Source organism: Cellulosimicrobium funkei (assembly GCF_001019615.1).
GTDB classification, from domain to species: Bacteria; Actinomycetota; Actinomycetes; order Actinomycetales; family Cellulomonadaceae; genus Cellulosimicrobium; species Cellulosimicrobium cellulans_E.
The window spans coordinates 1-15,557 of record NZ_JNBQ01000054.1 but is presented as its reverse complement, the minus strand read 5'-3'; the positions used below and the strand labels follow the sequence as shown (position 1 = coordinate 15,557).

Below are 15,557 nucleotides of genomic sequence, written 5' to 3'. Positions count from 1 at the left end.
CAACTTCTCTAATCTACCAGATCCTCTGCGCCCTCTCCAACTCGGTGATCCGAGCGGAGGGAGCCGGGGAACCAGCAGCCCCGATCATGTCACGGCGCGCGATGTGCCGAGTCCTTCTCGAGGGGGGTCTCGCCCGGGGGACCAGCCACCGTCTCGTGCGATCGAGACTCGGTGTCCGTTCCTCCCTGCCGGGCGAACGTCGAGAACACTACACGCGCTCTGTCCGGGTGCCAAATCCGTGCGCTGCGCACCCCTGGCGCTCGCTCGGTGGCGCCGTCCGGCGCCCCTGCGGCACCGCACGAGCGTCCGCGCGGTCCGTGCGCAGCGACGAGACGCCGAAGGGGCCGGACCGCGTCGAGCGGTCCGGCCCCTTCGCCCTCGGGGCGACGTGGCTGCTAGGCGGCAGCACCGTCCGCGACCGCGACCCCGAGCGTCTTCTTCCCCCGGCGCAGGAGGGCGAACTGCCCGTGCAGCAGGTCGTCCGCCGTGAGGACGGCGTCCTCGCTCGTCACCTTGACGTTGTTGACGTACGCGCCGCCCTCGGCCACCGCGCGACGCGCGGCCGCCTTGGAGGCGACGAGGCCTGACGCCGCGAAAAGGTCGACGACCGCGTCGCCCACCTGCGCCGTCGTGCGTGGCAGCTCGGCGACCGCGGCGCCCAGGGTCCCCGCGTCGAGGCCGGCCAGCTCACCCCGACCGAAGAGCGCCTGGCTCGCGGCGATCACGGACGCCGTCGCCTCCGCGCCGTGGACGAGCGTCGTGACGTCCGAGGCGAGGGCGCGCTGCGCCTCGCGCGCACCCGGCCGCTCGCGCACCGCGGCCTCGAGCTCGGCGATCTCCTCGCGCGTACGGAAGGTGAAGATCTTCAGCCAGCCCACCACGTCCTCGTCCGCGGCGTTGAGCCAGTACTGGTAGAAGGCGTACGGGCTCATCATGTCGGGCGCGAGCCAGACCGCCCCGCCCTCCGTCTTGCCGAACTTGGTGCCGTCGGCCTTGGTGATGAGCGGCGTGGTGAGCACGTGCACGGCCGCGCCCTCGGTCTTGCGGATGAGCTCGACGCCCGACAGCAGGTTGCCCCACTGGTCGTTGCCCCCTGTCTGGAGGGACACGCCGTGCCGGCGGTACAGCTCGAGGAAGTCGATCCCCTGGAGGATCTGGTAGCTGAACTCGGTGAAGCTGATGCCCTCCTCCGAGCGCAGACGCCGCGCGACCGTGTCCTTCGCGAGCATCGTGCCGAGCCGGTAGTGCTTGCCGACGTCCCGCAGGAAGTCGATCGCCGACAGCTCGGAGATCCAGTCGAGGTTGTTCACGAGCCGGGCGGGGTTGTCACCCTCGAAGTCGAGGAACCGCGACACCTGCGACTTCAGCCGCTCGGTCCACTCCGCGACGGTCTCCTTGGTGTTGAGCACCCGCTCGCCCGACTGGCGCGGGTCGCCGATCATGCCCGTCGCCCCGCCCACGAGCGCCACGGCGCGGTGGCCCGCGAGCTGGAGGTGACGCAGCACGACGAGCTGCACGAGGTGGCCGTGGTGCAGGCTCGGCGCCGTCGGGTCGAAGCCGCAGTAGTACGTGATCGGACCCTCGGCCAGCGCGGCGCGCAGCGCGGCCTCGTCGGTGGACTGCGCCACCAGGCCTCGCCATTGCAGCTCGTCGAGAACGTCGCTCACTTCTGCTCCTTCGTCGAGTGCCCGGTCCGGGCACGTGCTTCGCCGCCCGTGCGGGAGGCGGGTCCTAGTCTGCCGTGCCGCGCGGCCGTCGCGGGCCACCGCCCACGGGACGGCCGGGAACGTCCGGCGGGCCGCGACGCCGTCATGGCCGCACCCCGCGGGCCGGCGGCACGACTCATCGCGCCCTGGCGCTCACACGACGGTAGGCCGAGACCGTCGGGTCCCCCGCGAGCCACGAGCGCCACGGGTACAGGTCTCCGTCGCCCCCGTCGCCGGAGACGCCGACGCGCGGGCCCGTCGCGATCGCCGGGCGCAGCGTCGTGGCGGTCGCACGGTGCAGCACGAGCTCACCGTCGGGGTCCGTCAGCTCGGCGCCGTACTGGCGCAGGTCGAGGTCGAGCGCGACCGCGAGGCGCGCGGGACCGCGGGCGATCTGGCGGTCGGAGTCGCACCGCCCGGCGGCGAGCCGGCGCGACCGCGCGAGGTCGACGCCGTCGGTCACCTCGCCCGCGCGCAGCAGGACGGCGGACGCGCGGCCGACCGGCCCGCAGACCACGTTGACGCAGTGGTGCAGGCCCAGGTGGCGGTACACGTACAGCCGGCCGGGCTCGCCGAACATCGCGCGGTTGCGCTCCGTCCGGCCGCGGAACGCGTGCGACCCCGGGTCGCGCTCGCCGTCGTACGCCTCGACCTCGGTGATCCGCAGGGTGACGTCGCCGTCGTCGCTGCGCCGGGTGAGGAACGACCCGAGCAGGTCGCGGGCGACCTCGTGGACGTCGCGCGCGTACCACGCGCGGGCCGGGACGTCCCACGGTCCGACGGCGCGGGACCCCCCGCTCCCCGTCGTCTGCGTCACGGCGTCCGTCGACATCGCACCACCTTCCGTCGTGGGCAATCTACGCCTCGCCACCGTCACCCGAGCCCCGGCGCGAGGGCCGCTCGCTCGCGCGCACGACGTTCCCCCAGCCGTCGAGGACGACGTCGGCCCGCTCGCGCGAGGCGTTGCGCGCGTAGTGCGCGCGCTCGTCCGCCATCCAGGCGAGCCAGTGCGCGCGCTGGTCCTCGCCGTCCCGGTCGAGCCCCCGGCGCAGCCGCACGTCGTCCGTGGCCTCGACCCATACGCGCAGCGCGGCGACCTCGTCCGCCTCGCGGCGACCCGCCCCGCAGCCCTCGACGACGAGGAAGGGTGCCGGGGCGACGTCGTGCCACTCGGCGAAGCGGTCGAGCTCCCAGTCGAACCGGCGGTACCGCCCGGCGCGTCCCGACGCGAGCGGGGCGAGGACCCACTCCGCGAGGCGGCCCCAGGCGGGTTCGAGCCCGCGCCAGCCCTCGTACAGGTCGTCCATGTGGAGCACCTGCGCGGGCAGCGCGTCGCCGAGCTGCGCGGCGAGCGTCGTCTTGCCCGAGCCCGCCGGGCCGTCGACCACCACGAGCCGGGTGCCCGACGGCGTCGCACGACCTCCCGCGAGCCCGTCGCCCGGGCGGGGCGACGGGCCGAGGCGCGGGACGGCGTCGCGCACGCGCCGCACGAGGTCCGCGAGGACCTCCTGCTCGACGCTCACGCGCGCACCCCCGGCGCGGGCACCGTCAGCACGAGGGTCGTCAGCCCTGCGCCCAGAAGCGGTACTCGGCCGAACGCTCCTTCGCCGTCTCGAGCTGCTCGGCGACCCGGACAGGGGCCGTGCCGCCCACGGCGTCGCGCGACGCCAGCGAGCCCTCGACGCTCAGGACGTCGCGCACGCCCGGCGTGAGGTGCTCGGAGATGCCCGCGAGGTCGTCGTCGGAGAGGTCCCACAGCTCGATCCCGCGCTCCTCGCACACGCGCACGCACGCGCCGGCGACCTCGTGCGCCACGCGGAACGGCACGCCCTCGCGCACGAGCCACTCGGCGACGTCGGTCGCGAGCGAGAAGCCCTGCGGGGCGAGCGACGCCATGCGCTCGGTGTCGAACTCGAGCGTCGCGACCATGCCGGAGAACGCGGGCAGGAGCACCTCGAGCGTGTCGACCTGGTCGAACACGGGCTCCTTGTCCTCCTGGAGGTCGCGGTTGTACGCGAGCGGCAGGCCCTTGAGCGTGGCGAGCAGTCCCGACAGGTCACCGATCAGACGACCGGCCTTGCCGCGCGCGAGCTCCGCGACGTCGGGGTTCTTCTTCTGCGGCATGATGCTCGACCCCGTGGAGTAGGAGTCGTGCAGGCGCACGAAGCCGAACTCCTTGGTCGCCCAGAGGATGACCTCCTCCGAGAGGCGCGAGAGGTCGACGCCGAGCATCGCCGCGACGAACGCGAACTCCGCGACGACGTCGCGCGACGCGGTGCCGTCGATCGAGTTCTCGACCGGGCCGTCGAACCCGAGCTCGGCGGCGACGGCCGCCGGGTCGAGACCCAGCGACGAGCCCGCGAGCGCCCCCGACCCGTACGGCGAGCGCGCGGCCCGCACGTCCCAGTCGATGAACCGGTCGACGTCGCGCAGCAGCGGCCACGCGTGGGCGAGCAGGTGGTGCGCGAGGAGTACCGGCTGCGCGTGCTGGAGGTGCGTGCGCCCGGGCATCGCGGCGCCGGGGTGGGCGGCGGCCTGCTCGATCAGCGCGTCGACGACGTCGAGCACCAGGCCCGCGATCGTGCGCGCCTCGTCGCGCAGGTACATGCGCGTGAGCGTCGCGATCTGGTCGTTGCGCGACCGTCCCGCACGCAGCTTGCCGCCGAGCTCGGGACCGGCCCGCTCGATGAGGCCGCGCTCGAGCGCGGTGTGCACGTCCTCGTCGTCGTCGGCCGCGACGAACGCTCCCGACGCGACGTCCTCGCGCAGGCGCTCGAGCGCCGCGAGCATGCCGTCGAGCTCGTCGTCGTCGAGGAGTCCGGCCGCGTGCAGGACCTTCGCGTGAGCCTTCGAGCCCGCGACGTCCTGGCCCGCGAGGCGCCAGTCGAAGTGCGTCGACTTGCTCAGCGCGGCGAGCGCGTCGGCGGGCCCGCCGGCGAAGCGGCCGCCCCACAGGCTCACGCGCCCTCCCCCCTCGTTGGCCTCCGCCGCCGCGCCGTCCTCGACGGGCGTGGTGGTCTCCGGTCCCTGCTGGTCGTGCGTGCTCACAGTGCTCCTGCCCCGAGGTCCACACCGTTGCCGAACTTCTCGTCGCGCGCGGCGGCGAGCTTCGCGGTGAGACCGTAGATCTCGATGAATCCCTTGGCCTGCGACTGGTCGAACGAGTCGCCCTCGTCGTACGTCGCGAGGTTGAAGTCGTACAGGCTCGCCTCCGAGCGGCGGCCCGTGACGGTCGCGCGACCGCCGTGCAGCACGAGGCGCACGTCGCCCGAGACGTACCGCTGCGTGTCGTCGATGAAGACGTCGAGCGAGCGCTTGAGCGGGCTGAACCACATGCCGTCGTAGACGAGCTCGGTCCAGCGCTGCTCGACGCCACGCTTGAAGCGAGCCTGCTCGCGCTCCAGGGTGACGTTCTCGAGCTCCTGGTGCGCGGCGATGAGCGCGATCGCGCCCGGCGCCTCGTAGACCTCGCGCGACTTGATGCCCACGAGGCGGTCCTCGACGATGTCGATGCGCCCCACACCCTGCGCGCCCGCGCGGCGGTTCATCTCCTGGATCGCCTGCAGCGGGGTCACCGCGACGCCGTCGAGCGCGACCGGGACGCCCTGCTCGAACGTCACGACGACCTCGTCCGCGACCGGCGGGAACGTGGGGTCGTCGGTGTAGTTGTAGACGTCCTTGGTCGGCGCGTTCCAGATGTCCTCGAGGAAGCCGGTCTCGACCGCGCGCCCCCACACGTTCTGGTCGATCGAGAACGGGTTGTGCTTCGTCGTGGCGATCGGTAGGGAGTGCTTCTCCGCGTACTCGATGGCCTTCTCGCGCGTCAGCGCGAGGTCGCGCACGGGGGCGATGGTCTTGAGCTCGGGCGCGAGGGACGTCGTCGCGACCTCGAAGCGCACCTGGTCGTTGCCCTTGCCCGTGCAGCCGTGCGCGACGGTCGTCGCGCCGAACTGGCGCGCCGCGCGCACGAGGTGCTTGACGATGACCGGGCGCGACAGCGCAGAGACGAGCGGGTACCGGTCGAGGTACAGGGCGTTCGCGCGCAGCGCGGGCATGCAGTACTCCGCCGCGAACTCGTCGCGCGCGTCGGCGACGTACGCCTCGACGGCGCCGCAGTCCAGGGCACGCTGCCGGATGACCTCGAGGTCCTCCCCGCCCTGGCCGACGTCGACCGCGACGGCGACGACCTCGGCGCCCGTGGCCTCGGCGATCCAGCCGATGGCCACCGACGTGTCCAGGCCGCCCGAGTAGGCGAGCACGACGCGTTCAGTCATGACGGTCTCTTTCTGTGACGTGCGGGTGGGGTCCGGGGTCCAGTCTCGCAGGGCGGTCCGCCGCGCGGGGCGTGGTCCGACGGCGGTCAGTCCGGCGTGCCGGGGACGGGCCCGCCGTGGGGCCCGGACAGCTCGAGGAAGCGGCGGGCGAGGTCCGCGCCGCCGTCAGGGTCGCGCGCGATGACGAGGATCGTGTCGTCGCCCGCGATGCAGCCGAGCACGTGCGGGAGCACGGAGTGGTCGATCGCGGACGCGAGGTAGTTCGCCGCGCCGGGCGGGGTGCGCAGCACGACGAGGTTCGCCGACGCCTCGGCCGAGACGAGCATCTCCGAGCACAGGCGCGCGAGCCGGGCCGCGAGGTACTCGGGCGACTCCGCGGTCTGCACGCTGCGGTCCCCGCCCTCCCCCGGCACGGCGTACACGAGCGCGCCCGAGGCGCCGCGCACCTTCTCCGCGCGCAGCTCGATGAGGTCGCGCGAGAGCGTCGCCTGCGTGACCGAGAGCCCCTCGCGCTCGAGCTCGCGCGCGAGCTCCGCCTGGGAGTGGATCTCGGTGCGGCGCACGATCTCGGCGATGCGCGCGTGGCGCGCCGTCTTGGTCGTCGCCGTGCGGGCCTCGGTCACGACCGCTCCAGGAGGAACGTGAGCAGCGCCTTCTGCGCGTGCAGCCGGTTCTCGGCCTCGTCCCACACGGCCGAGCGCGGGCCGTCGATGACCTCGGCGGTGATCTCCTTGCCGCGGTAGGCCGGCAGGCAGTGCAGCACGATCGCGTCGTCCTTCGCGTGCGCGAGGAGGTCGTCGTTCACCTGGTAGGGCACGAACGGGAGCGCGCGCTGCTCGGCCTCGGCCTCGTCCCCCATCGACACCCACGTGTCGGTCGCGACGACGTCGGCACCCGCGACGGCCTCGACCGGGTCGGACGTGACGAGCACGGAACCCCCGGTCTCGGCGGCGATCCGCTCGGCGTCGGCCACGAAGACGGGGTGCGGCGGGTAGCCGTCCGGCGTCCCGACCCGCACGTGCAGGCCCGCGGTCGCGCCGCCGAGCAGGTAGGAGTGCGCCATGTTGTTCGCGCCGTCGCCGACGTACGCGAGCGTCTGGCCCGCGAGCGCCCCCGTCCCGCCGCGGAGCTGGGCGACGGTGAGGAGGTCCGCGAGGATCTGGCACGGGTGGAAGTCGTCGGTGAGGGCGTTGACGACCGGCACGCGGCTGATCGCCGCCATCTCCTCGAGGCGGTCCTGGCCGAACGTCCGCCACACGATCGCCGACGCCTGGCGGTCGAGCACGCGCGTCACGTCCGCGACGGACTCGCGCACGCCGACCTGGGCGAGCCGGCCGTCCACGACGACCGGGAAGCCCCCGAGCTCGGCGATGCCCGTCGCGAACGAGAGCTGCGTGCGCAGCGTCGGCTTGTCGAACAGCACGGCCACGCCCTGCGGTCCGGCGAGCGGCTGGCGGAACGTGCGGTCGTCGCGGAAGGCGAGGCCGATCTCGAGGACCTGACGCTGCTCGGCGGGCGTGAGGTCGTCGTCGCGCAGGAAGTGCCGGGGGGCCATCAGGAGCTCCTCGTCGTGGGGTCGGTCGTGCGGTCGGTGGATGCGGGGTTCGCGGTGCCGGGGGCGGAAGGGCCGGCCGCCGCGGCGGCCGGGTCCTCCGGGACGGCGACGGTCGCGAAGAACGCGACGACGTCGCGTGCCTGGTCGGGCGTGAGGATCAGGGGCGGCGCGAGGCGGATGGCGTCGGGCGCGACGGCGTTCACGACGAACCCGGCGTCGAGCGCCGTGCGCGCGACGTCGGCCGCGACGGGCCGGGTGAGCTGGACGGCGAGGAGCAGCCCGCGCCCCCGCACCTCGGCGACGAGCGGGTTCCCGGCCCCGGCGATGCCGTCGCGCAGGAGCGCGCCGACGGCCCGGACGTTCTCGAGCAGGCCGTCGCGCTCGATGACACCGAGCGTCGCGAGCGCCGCCGCGGCCGCCACGGGGTTGCCGCCGAACGTCGTGCCGTGCTGACCGCGGCCGAGCAGGGTCGCCGCCCGCTCGCCGTACGCGACCACCGCACCGACGGGGAACCCGCCGCCGAGGCCCTTGGCGAGCGTGACGACGTCGGGCACGATCCCGCCGCCCACCTCGGGCTGCTGGTACGCGAACCACGAGCCGGTGCGACCGACGCCGGTCTGCACCTCGTCGAGCACGAGCAGCGCGCCGTGGCGCGCCGTGAGCTCGCGCGCGGTGACGAGGTAGCCCGGCGAGAGCGAGCGCACTCCCGCCTCGCCCTGCACGGGCTCGAGGACGAGCGCCGCGACCTCGCCGCGGGCCGCCACCACGGCGGGCGAGAACGCCTCCTCGAGCGCGGCGACGTCGTCGAACGCGACGAACTCGACGCCGCCCGGGAGCGGCTCGAACGGCTCGCGGTACGCGGCCTTCGACGTCAGCGCGAGCGCGCCCATGGTCCGACCGTGGAAGCCGCCCTGGAGCGCGAGGACGCGCGTGCGACGCCCCGTGTCGTTGTTCCGGCGCGTCATCTTGAACGCCGCCTCGTTCGCCTCGGTGCCCGAGTTCGTGAAGAACACGCGCGACCCCTCGGGCGCCTCCGCGAGCGCGAGCAGGCGCTCGGCGAGCGCGATCTGCGTCGGGGTGCCGAAGAAGTTCGACACGTGCCCGAGCGTGCCGAGCTGGGCCGAGACGGCGGCCGTGAGCGTCGGGTGGGCGTGGCCGAGCGCGTTGACCGCGATGCCCGCGAGCAGGTCGAGGTACCGCTTCCCGTCAGCGTCCCACACGTACGCGCCCTCGCCGCGCACGAGGACGCGCTGCGGCGGGCCGAACGTGTCCATGACGGCGTGCGCGTAGCGGTCGGTCCACTGGGCGACGGAGCCGTCGGCCGGGGCCGTCACGGTGGTCGTCGGTGCGGGCGCGGGAGCGCCCGTCGGGTGGTCGAGGGCGTTCACGCGGCTCCTCCGGGGGTCGTGGCAGGCTCGGGCGCCGGCGCGCCCGCGGGGTCGGGGACGACCATCGTCCCGTTGCCCTGGGTGGTGAAGACCTCGAGCAGCGTCGAGTGCGGCACGCGGCCGTCGATGACCGTCGCCGCGGGCACGCCGCCCTCGACCGCGCGCAGGCACGCCTCCATCTTGGGGACCATGCCCGCGGACAGGGACGGCAGGAGCGCCGCGAGCTCGGAGCGCGTGATCTGCGCTACGAGCGAGTCCGTGTCCGGCCAGGACGTGTACAGGCCCTCGACGTCGGTCAGCACGACGAGCTTCTTCGCGCCGAGCGCGACCGCGAGCGCCGCGGCGGCGGTGTCGGCGTTGACGTTGAGCACCTGGGTCGGGTCCTCGAGGTCGGGCGCGATGGTCGAGACGACGGGGATGCGGCCGGCGTCGAGCAGGTCTTGGACCGCGGACGGGTGCACCTCGACGACGTCGCCGACGAGCCCGACGTCGACCGGCTCGCCGTCCACGGTCGCGTGCCGGCGCTGGGCCTGGAGCAGACCGCCGTCCTCGCCCGAGAGCCCGACGGCGTAGGGGCCGTGCGCGTTGATGAGGCCGACCAGCTCGCGCGAGACCTGGCCGGTGAGGACCATGCGCACGACGTCCATCGCCTCCGGGGTCGTGACGCGCAGGCCGCCGCGGAACTCGGACTCGATGCCGAGCCGGTCGAGCATCGCGGAGATCTGCGGGCCCCCGCCGTGCACGACGACGGGGCGCAGCCCCACGCGCCGCAGGAACACCATGTCCTCGGCGAACGCGGCCTTGAGCGTGTCGTCGACCATGGCGTTGCCGCCGTACTTGACGACGACGAGCGCGCCGGCGAACTCCTGCAGCCACGGCAGGGCCTCGACGAGCACCTCCGCCTTCTGCTCGGGGCGCAGGTCGGTGCGCGTGTCGAACGCGGCATCGTCCGGATGGGGCGTCGGGGTCGTGGGGTCGTCGCTCATGAGGAGTACGCGCTGTTCTCGTGGACGTAGTCGTGCGTGAGGTCGTTGGTCCAGACGGTCGCGCTCGCGGAGCCGGCGTGCAGGTCGATCTCGACGCGCACCTCCCGCTCGGCCGCGAGGTCGACGAGCTCGCGGGGCTCGCCCACTCCCCCGGCCCTGCACACCTGGACGCCGTTGACCGTCACGTCGAGCAGGAGCGCGTCGAACGGCGCGACGTCCTCCGGGACGGTCCCGACGGCGGACACGATGCGGCCCCAGTTCGGGTCGTTGCCGAAGATCGCCGCCTTGAAGAGGTTGGAGCGCGTCACCGCGCGCGCGACCGCGACGGCGGCGTCCTCGCTGGACGCGTTCACCACGGTGACGGCGACGTCGTGGCTCGCACCCTCGGCGTCGGCCACGAGCTGGCGCGCGAGCGACGCGCTCGCCTCGGTCACGGCGTCCGTGAGCTCGTCGAGCGTCACCTCGACCCCGGACGCGCCGGAGGCCAGGAGGATCACGGTGTCGTTGGTCGACATGCAGCCGTCGGAGTCGACGCGGTCGAAGGTGGTGCGGGTCGCAGCGCGCAGCGCGGCGTCGGCCGTCGCGGCGTCGACGACGGCGTCCGTCGTGAGCACGCACAGCATCGTCGCGAGGCCCGGTGCGAGCATGCCCGCGCCCTTCGCCATGCCGCCCACGGACCACGTCGCGGCGCCGTCCGTCGCGGTGGCGTCCGCGACCTCGCGGAACACCGCGACCGTCTTGGGCACGGTGTCCGTCGTCATGATCGCCAGCGCGGCGTCGCCGCCGCCGTCGACCGTGGCGACCGGGTCCGCGAGCGCCGCCGCGGCGGCGTCGACCCCGGCGAGCAGCTTCTCCAGGGGCAGCCGCACGCCGATGAGGCCCGTCGAGCACACGAGCACGTCGCCCGCGGAGGTCGAGAGCACGTCCGCGACGTGCTCCGCGGTCCGGTGCGTGTCGGCGAAGCCCTCCGGCCCCGTGCACGCGTTGGCGCCGCCCGAGTTGAGCACGACGGCCGTCGCGCGCCCGTCGCTCACGGCCTGCCGCGTCCACGCGACCGGTGCGGCGAACACGCGGTTCGTCGTGAGCACGGCCGCGGCGACGTCGAGCGGCCCGTCGTTGACGACGAGCGCGACGTCGCGGGCGCCCGTGGACTTGAGCCCGGCGGCGACGCCGGCGGCCCGGAAGCCCTGCGGGGTGGTGACGGTCACGGGGCGACCCCCTCGGTCGTGAGGCCCGCCGTCTGCGGCAGGCCGAGCGCGATGTTCATGGACTGCACCGCGGCGCCCGCGGTGCCCTTGACGAGGTTGTCGATCGCCGTGACGGTCACGACGCGGCCCGCCGCGTGGTCGACCGCGACCTGGACGAGCGCCGTGTTGGCGCCGAGCGTCATCGCCGTCGTCGGCCACTGCCCCACGGGCAGCACCCGGACGAACGGCTCGCCGACGTACGCGTCCTCCCAGGCCTGGCGGACGCGCGCGTCGAGCGTCGCGGGGTCGAGGCGAGCGGCGTCGTCGGACAGACGCGCCGTCACCGTGGCGAGGATGCCGCGCGACATCGGGACCAGGGTGGGCGTGAACGAGATGCTCACGGCCGGGGCACCCGCGGCCCGGAGGTTCTGCGCGATCTCCGGGATGTGCCGGTGCGACCCGCCGACGGCGTACGGCTGGGCCGCCCCGAGCGCCTCGGACGCGAGCAGGTGCGGCTTGAGCGACTTGCCCGCGCCCGAGTACCCGTTGGCGAGCACCGCCACGAGGTCGCGGCCCTCGACGAGGCCTGCTGCGACGCCCGGCTGGATGCCCAGCGTGACCGCGGTGACGTTGCAGCCCGGCACCGCGATGCGGCGCACCCCGGCGAGCCGCTCGCGCTGCTTGGTCTCGCTCGCGGCCGCGCCCGGCTCGTGCGTGAGCAGGAGCTCCGGCAGCCCGTACGGCCACGTGCCCGCGTGCTCCGACCCGTAGAACGACGTCCAGTCCGCCGCGGACTCCAGCCGGTGGTCCGCGCCCAGGTCCAGCACGAGCACGTCGTCCGGGAGCTGCGCCGCGATCTCGCCCGACGCGCCGTGCGGCAGCGCGAGGACGACGACGTCGTGCCCCAGCAGGTGCTCGACGCTCGTCGGCAGCAGCACGCGGTCGGCGAGGGATCGCAGGTGCGGCTGGTGCTCGCCGAGGAGCGACCCCGCGTTGCTGTGCGCCGTGACGGCGCCGATCTCCACCTCCGGGTGCCCGGCGAGCAGGCGGAGCGTCTCCCCGCCGGCGTACCCGGACGCACCCGCGACCGCGACTCTGATCGTCATATGCATCACTATACATACTTATGCAGGGCCGTCGACCGGCCTCGACAGAACGGCCCGACCTCCAACAGGCCCAACGCACGTTGACTCCGCAGAGAGCCGGGCACTCCCATCCCCCACTGCTATGACAACGATGCGGTCGAAGGCCGCCAAACGGTAGCGGGCTAAAAAATGCTCCTGCAGCCTGATCGCCAAAAGCGAACGAGACGCTGGGCGCACGAGGGAAAAACTACGACGCCTCCAACTGAATACCAACTCACCAGAGCCCCGACGTCTCGCCCGAGCCCTTAATGCCGCAGAATCGACGCGGCCACCTTAGGTTGGGACGCCCATCGGTTGCCCCAGGGCGCGCCTCACCAGAAAACCGGCGTGCACAGACTACGCGAGTCTCTCTCTAGATCACCACCCCTGACAACCATCCGTGCTTAAGTGCTGCCGCGGCGTCGAGTTGTCTAATAAAGCGGGCAGATACGGAGGCAACCATTGCCGCTGTCCTATCCGTCGCCGACAAGACACCCCCGGAAACGTCAACTTTGCATGTATCCCAGAACGCTTTCTCCAGGTCGAGCACGCCTTGCAATGTGGTGGCCTGGCGCCGAGTGAGTTTGCCGTGCCCGTGCACCACCGCATTACGCACCTCGATTACGGTGAACATCTCCTGTTGCGCGCCGGATCCTGCGATCGAAACCTCGAAGGCTCTCCCCAGCCAGCCGAGCCGCGAGCTCCAGGTAGTGAACATCTTCTCGCCTAGATCTTCTCGAAGCGCGCGCACATACTGATTCTCCTTCGCAACCTCAGCGTTAACGAGTGCGCCCAGCAGACCGTCGACATACACCTCGGTGACACTAACCGCATTAACCACTGAATCAAAGTACGTACGCGCATCCGCGCCAGCGACACTATGCCCCTGCGCCACGGCCAGTTCAAGGAGGCAACGCTCAGCCAGAGACGTTAGAGTCAAACTTCACCCCCCATTCAAATGCCGCCTTGGTTAGCGGACTCCAGTTGCGGATCGCGTTCTCGATCTTCGTACTCCCGTTACCCGAAGAACGGATCTGACCCGCGGCAGCGGCTAGACCGATACGACTCGTCTTTGTCGCGTCCTTAAATAGATCGGCAATCTGACCCACGTCGATACGTCGCCTCGTGGCCAAGTGCCACGCAGCCGCACATCGAACCGTCTCGTGTCGATCTGCTGTTAGCGAGATAGCCCACTCGTCGAAAGCCGACGCAGCGGAACCAGTTGGCGGCTCGCTCTGCATGCTCGCAACGTGCAGGAGCCACAGTCGCAACCACGGGCTCTGCCGCTCAAGCCCTGATAGGCGTGCTAGCAGATCCCAGTTTTCAGTCGACTCTGACTCACGCGCAATGCAGTAGCGCAGCACATTCCATAGCCGTATAGGCTCGCGATTCGCAATCGTGAATAGATGCGAGTTTTCTACACGAATGCTCTGAGCGGACAAGACCTGGAGGGCGTTCGATCCAAGCTTGGAGACCGTGCCCTTGTTTTCCCATGGCGGACCATCCGCCCATAGCTCTACAACCCTACGCAAGGCGGCCTCGTTCACAACAGAATCATCGGGCGGCAGTTCGACGACCTCCCAATCATCGTACCCCGAAGCCACAAAGCTAAGAGAGGTCAATTCATCGGAAACCTCCGTCTTTAGGTCGTTCAGGACCCGTTGCCTTTCGGCGAATTCTGCAAAGACCTGCACACTGCTCTGTATCCTTGTCTTTGAATCGGCGAGGATTAATCCGACTCCGCGACTCAAGCCGCTTACAAACTCTAGGGTATCGTGCGCCGCCGCCCAGCCGTCGACAACTAATCGGAAATCGTCGGCAAATCGTTCGACATCGAAACCAGCATGGAGCAGCGTGCGCTCCAACCGCGACAAGTACAGGTCCGAAAGCGTGTGGCTCGCATCAACTGCTTGTGGCAATCCCCGTGGGCGGCCGAAGATTGCACCCAATGTATCAACAATTGCACGCGCCTTGGGCGGGTCCATTGTAGCGGCGGCAAGTTCTTCGTACAGAATTTCATGATCTATGTACTCATAGCATGCCGCAATGTCGAAGTCTAAGAGAAGTTTCTTGCTTCCAACCGCCGCGCCGTATAGTTGGTGCACATCCCAGTCCTTGCCACGAGACGGCTCGGGACACGCGTCCTCGACCGATCCGACAAGCGCCGAGTACAGTGCTCGCACATCGGGTGGGAGCACTGTAATGACTCGAGGCCCAAGACCGCGTTTCGGCATTCCTATGCTCTCGGACGCGAATGGCACCTCCTGTTGCCCGACCGCAGCAGCCGATTTTGCCAGTGCGTCGACAGCGTCTGAAAGTGCCAGATCGGAGATCAGCGGCGGCATCTGTTCCATTGGACGCTGGACGACCATCTCCGCGGCCCCGCGCAGATCGAGGGCACTCACTTGCTTAGCGTCGAGCTTCATGCCGAGAAGGATAGCGTTGGTGGCTAGAGTACATTCATGCACGCGATCGTGGCCCGCGCGGCGGGCGGTCCCGAGGTCCTCGAGTACACCGAGCTCCCCGACCCGTCGCCGGGTCCCGGGCAGCTCCTCGTCCGGTCCGCCGTGGCGGGCGTGAACTTCATCGACACGTACAAACGCTCCGGCGTGTACGCGATGGAGTATCCGCACGTCGTGGGCAGCGAGGGGGCGGGCGTCGTCGCCGAGCTGGGCGAGGGCGTCGCGGGCTTCGCCGTCGGCGACCGCGTCGTGTGGACCGAGGCGCCCGGGTCGTACGCGGACCTCGTCCTCGTGGACGCGGCGCAGGCGCTGCACGTGCCGGACGCGGTCTCGCTCGAGGACGCGACCGCCGTCGCGCTCCAGGGGCTCACCGCGCACTACCTGTGCACCTCGTCCTACCCGGTCCGCCCGGGCGACCGCGTGCTCGTGCACGCGGGCGCGGGCGGGGTCGGGTTGCTCCTGACCCAGATGCTCGTGGCGCGGGGCGCGCACGTGATCTCGACGGTCTCGACCCCCGAGAAGGCGGAGCTGTCCCGCGGCGCGGGCGCCGAGCACGCGATCCAGTACACGGCGTTCGCGGACCTCACCACCGAGCTGCCCGAGGTCGTGCGCGGGCTCACGGGCGGCGAGGGGGTCGCGGCGGTGTACGACTCGGTCGGCAAGGACACCTTCGACGCGTCGCTCGCGTCGCTGCGCCGCCGGGGCACGCTCGTGCTCTACGGCGGCTCGTCCGGTCAGGTCCCGCCGTTCGACCCGCAGCGCCTCAACGCGGGCGGGTCGCTCTTCCTCACGCGGCCCAAGCTCGCCGACCACACCGCGACGCGCGCCGAGCTCGTCGAGCGCGCGACCGAGGTGCTCGGCGCGGTCGCGGGCGG

General features: G+C 71.7%; 14 protein-coding genes. 1 reads left to right on the top strand and 13 read right to left on the bottom strand.

The annotated features are described in order from the left end of the window. Positions 1 to 395: 395 nt before the first annotated feature. From tyrS to FB00_RS21825, 13 genes are all read right to left on the bottom strand, one after another. Positions 396 to 1,667 carry a tyrosine--tRNA ligase gene (gene tyrS, locus FB00_RS19855; RefSeq protein WP_047234653.1) on the bottom strand — a complete coding sequence of 424 codons (1,272 nt, stop codon included), beginning with the start codon at positions 1,665 to 1,667 and terminating at the stop codon, positions 396 to 398. 175 nt (positions 1,668 to 1,842) lie between these two features. Next, the gene (locus FB00_RS19850) at positions 1,843 to 2,538 is read right to left on the bottom strand and encodes a DNA-3-methyladenine glycosylase (RefSeq protein WP_052877813.1); all 696 of its coding nucleotides are present in this window, start codon (positions 2,536 to 2,538) and stop codon (positions 1,843 to 1,845) included. A 25-nt stretch (positions 2,539 to 2,563) separates the two neighbouring features. Then, positions 2,564 to 3,229 (bottom strand): uridine kinase family protein, encoded by a 666-nt coding sequence (locus tag FB00_RS19845; RefSeq protein ID WP_047234652.1) that lies wholly within the window; start codon positions 3,227 to 3,229, stop codon positions 2,564 to 2,566. Between the two features lie 40 nt (positions 3,230 to 3,269). Continuing rightward, positions 3,270 to 4,667 (bottom strand): argininosuccinate lyase, encoded by a 1,398-nt coding sequence (gene argH / locus FB00_RS19840; RefSeq protein ID WP_047234655.1) that lies wholly within the window; start codon positions 4,665 to 4,667, stop codon positions 3,270 to 3,272. A gap of 83 nt (positions 4,668 to 4,750) precedes the next feature. Further along, on the bottom strand, positions 4,751 to 5,980 hold the full coding sequence (locus FB00_RS19835; RefSeq protein ID WP_047234651.1) for an argininosuccinate synthase: 1,230 nt from the start codon (positions 5,978 to 5,980) through the stop codon (positions 4,751 to 4,753). A gap of 86 nt (positions 5,981 to 6,066) precedes the next feature. After that, a complete protein-coding gene (locus FB00_RS19830; RefSeq protein ID WP_043655538.1) occupies positions 6,067 to 6,603 on the bottom strand; it encodes an arginine repressor in 537 nt (178 codons plus the stop codon). Continuing rightward, positions 6,600 to 7,535 carry an ornithine carbamoyltransferase gene (gene argF / locus FB00_RS19825; protein WP_047234650.1) on the bottom strand — a complete coding sequence of 312 codons (936 nt, stop codon included), beginning with the start codon at positions 7,533 to 7,535 and terminating at the stop codon, positions 6,600 to 6,602. Before argF ends, FB00_RS19830 begins: the two co-directional genes overlap by 4 nt. Then, positions 7,535 to 8,869, bottom strand: a complete 1,335-nt coding sequence (locus tag FB00_RS19820) for an acetylornithine transaminase (protein ID WP_269430029.1) — start codon at positions 8,867 to 8,869, stop codon at positions 7,535 to 7,537. Before FB00_RS19820 ends, argF begins: the two co-directional genes overlap by 1 nt. Positions 8,870 to 8,919: 50 nt before the next feature. Beyond that, the gene (gene argB, locus FB00_RS19815; protein ID WP_047234649.1) at positions 8,920 to 9,909 is read right to left on the bottom strand and encodes an acetylglutamate kinase; all 990 of its coding nucleotides are present in this window, start codon (positions 9,907 to 9,909) and stop codon (positions 8,920 to 8,922) included. Beyond that, positions 9,906 to 11,117 carry a bifunctional glutamate N-acetyltransferase/amino-acid acetyltransferase ArgJ gene (argJ, locus tag FB00_RS19810; protein ID WP_047234648.1) on the bottom strand — a complete coding sequence of 404 codons (1,212 nt, stop codon included), beginning with the start codon at positions 11,115 to 11,117 and terminating at the stop codon, positions 9,906 to 9,908. The genes argB and argJ overlap by 4 nt, the downstream gene beginning before the upstream one ends. Then, positions 11,114 to 12,208 carry an N-acetyl-gamma-glutamyl-phosphate reductase gene (gene argC / locus FB00_RS19805; RefSeq protein ID WP_047234647.1) on the bottom strand — a complete coding sequence of 365 codons (1,095 nt, stop codon included), beginning with the start codon at positions 12,206 to 12,208 and terminating at the stop codon, positions 11,114 to 11,116. Before argC ends, argJ begins: the two co-directional genes overlap by 4 nt. A 385-nt stretch (positions 12,209 to 12,593) precedes the next feature. Next, entirely contained in the window at positions 12,594 to 13,034 is a 441-nt protein-coding gene (locus tag FB00_RS19800; RefSeq protein ID WP_156186486.1) for a hypothetical protein, read from the bottom strand. Positions 13,035 to 13,137: 103 nt separating this feature from the next. Continuing rightward, complete coding sequence (locus FB00_RS21825) at positions 13,138 to 14,646, bottom strand: reverse transcriptase domain-containing protein (protein ID WP_156186485.1); 1,509 nt, start codon at positions 14,644 to 14,646, stop codon at positions 13,138 to 13,140. 36 nt (positions 14,647 to 14,682) lie between these two features. Between FB00_RS21825 and FB00_RS19795 the strand changes: the two genes are divergently transcribed. Next, the coding region (locus tag FB00_RS19795; protein ID WP_047234645.1) for a quinone oxidoreductase family protein at positions 14,683 to 15,557 on the top strand (875 nt) is incomplete at its 3' end.

Coding starts and splice junctions, on each gene's coding strand:
- FB00_RS19850 (WP_052877813.1), bottom strand. CDS start 2,538: ATGTCGACGGACGCCGTGACGCAGACGACGGGGAGCGGGGGGTCCCGC.
- FB00_RS19835 (WP_047234651.1), bottom strand. CDS start 5,980: ATGACTGAACGCGTCGTGCTCGCCTACTCGGGCGGCCTGGACACGTCG.
- argF (WP_047234650.1), bottom strand. CDS start 7,535: ATGGCCCCCCGGCACTTCCTGCGCGACGACGACCTCACGCCCGCCGAG.
- argB (WP_047234649.1), bottom strand. CDS start 9,909: ATGAGCGACGACCCCACGACCCCGACGCCCCATCCGGACGATGCCGCG.
- argC (WP_047234647.1), bottom strand. CDS start 12,208: ATGCATATGACGATCAGAGTCGCGGTCGCGGGTGCGTCCGGGTACGCC.
- FB00_RS21825 (WP_156186485.1), bottom strand. CDS start 14,646: ATGAAGCTCGACGCTAAGCAAGTGAGTGCCCTCGATCTGCGCGGGGCC.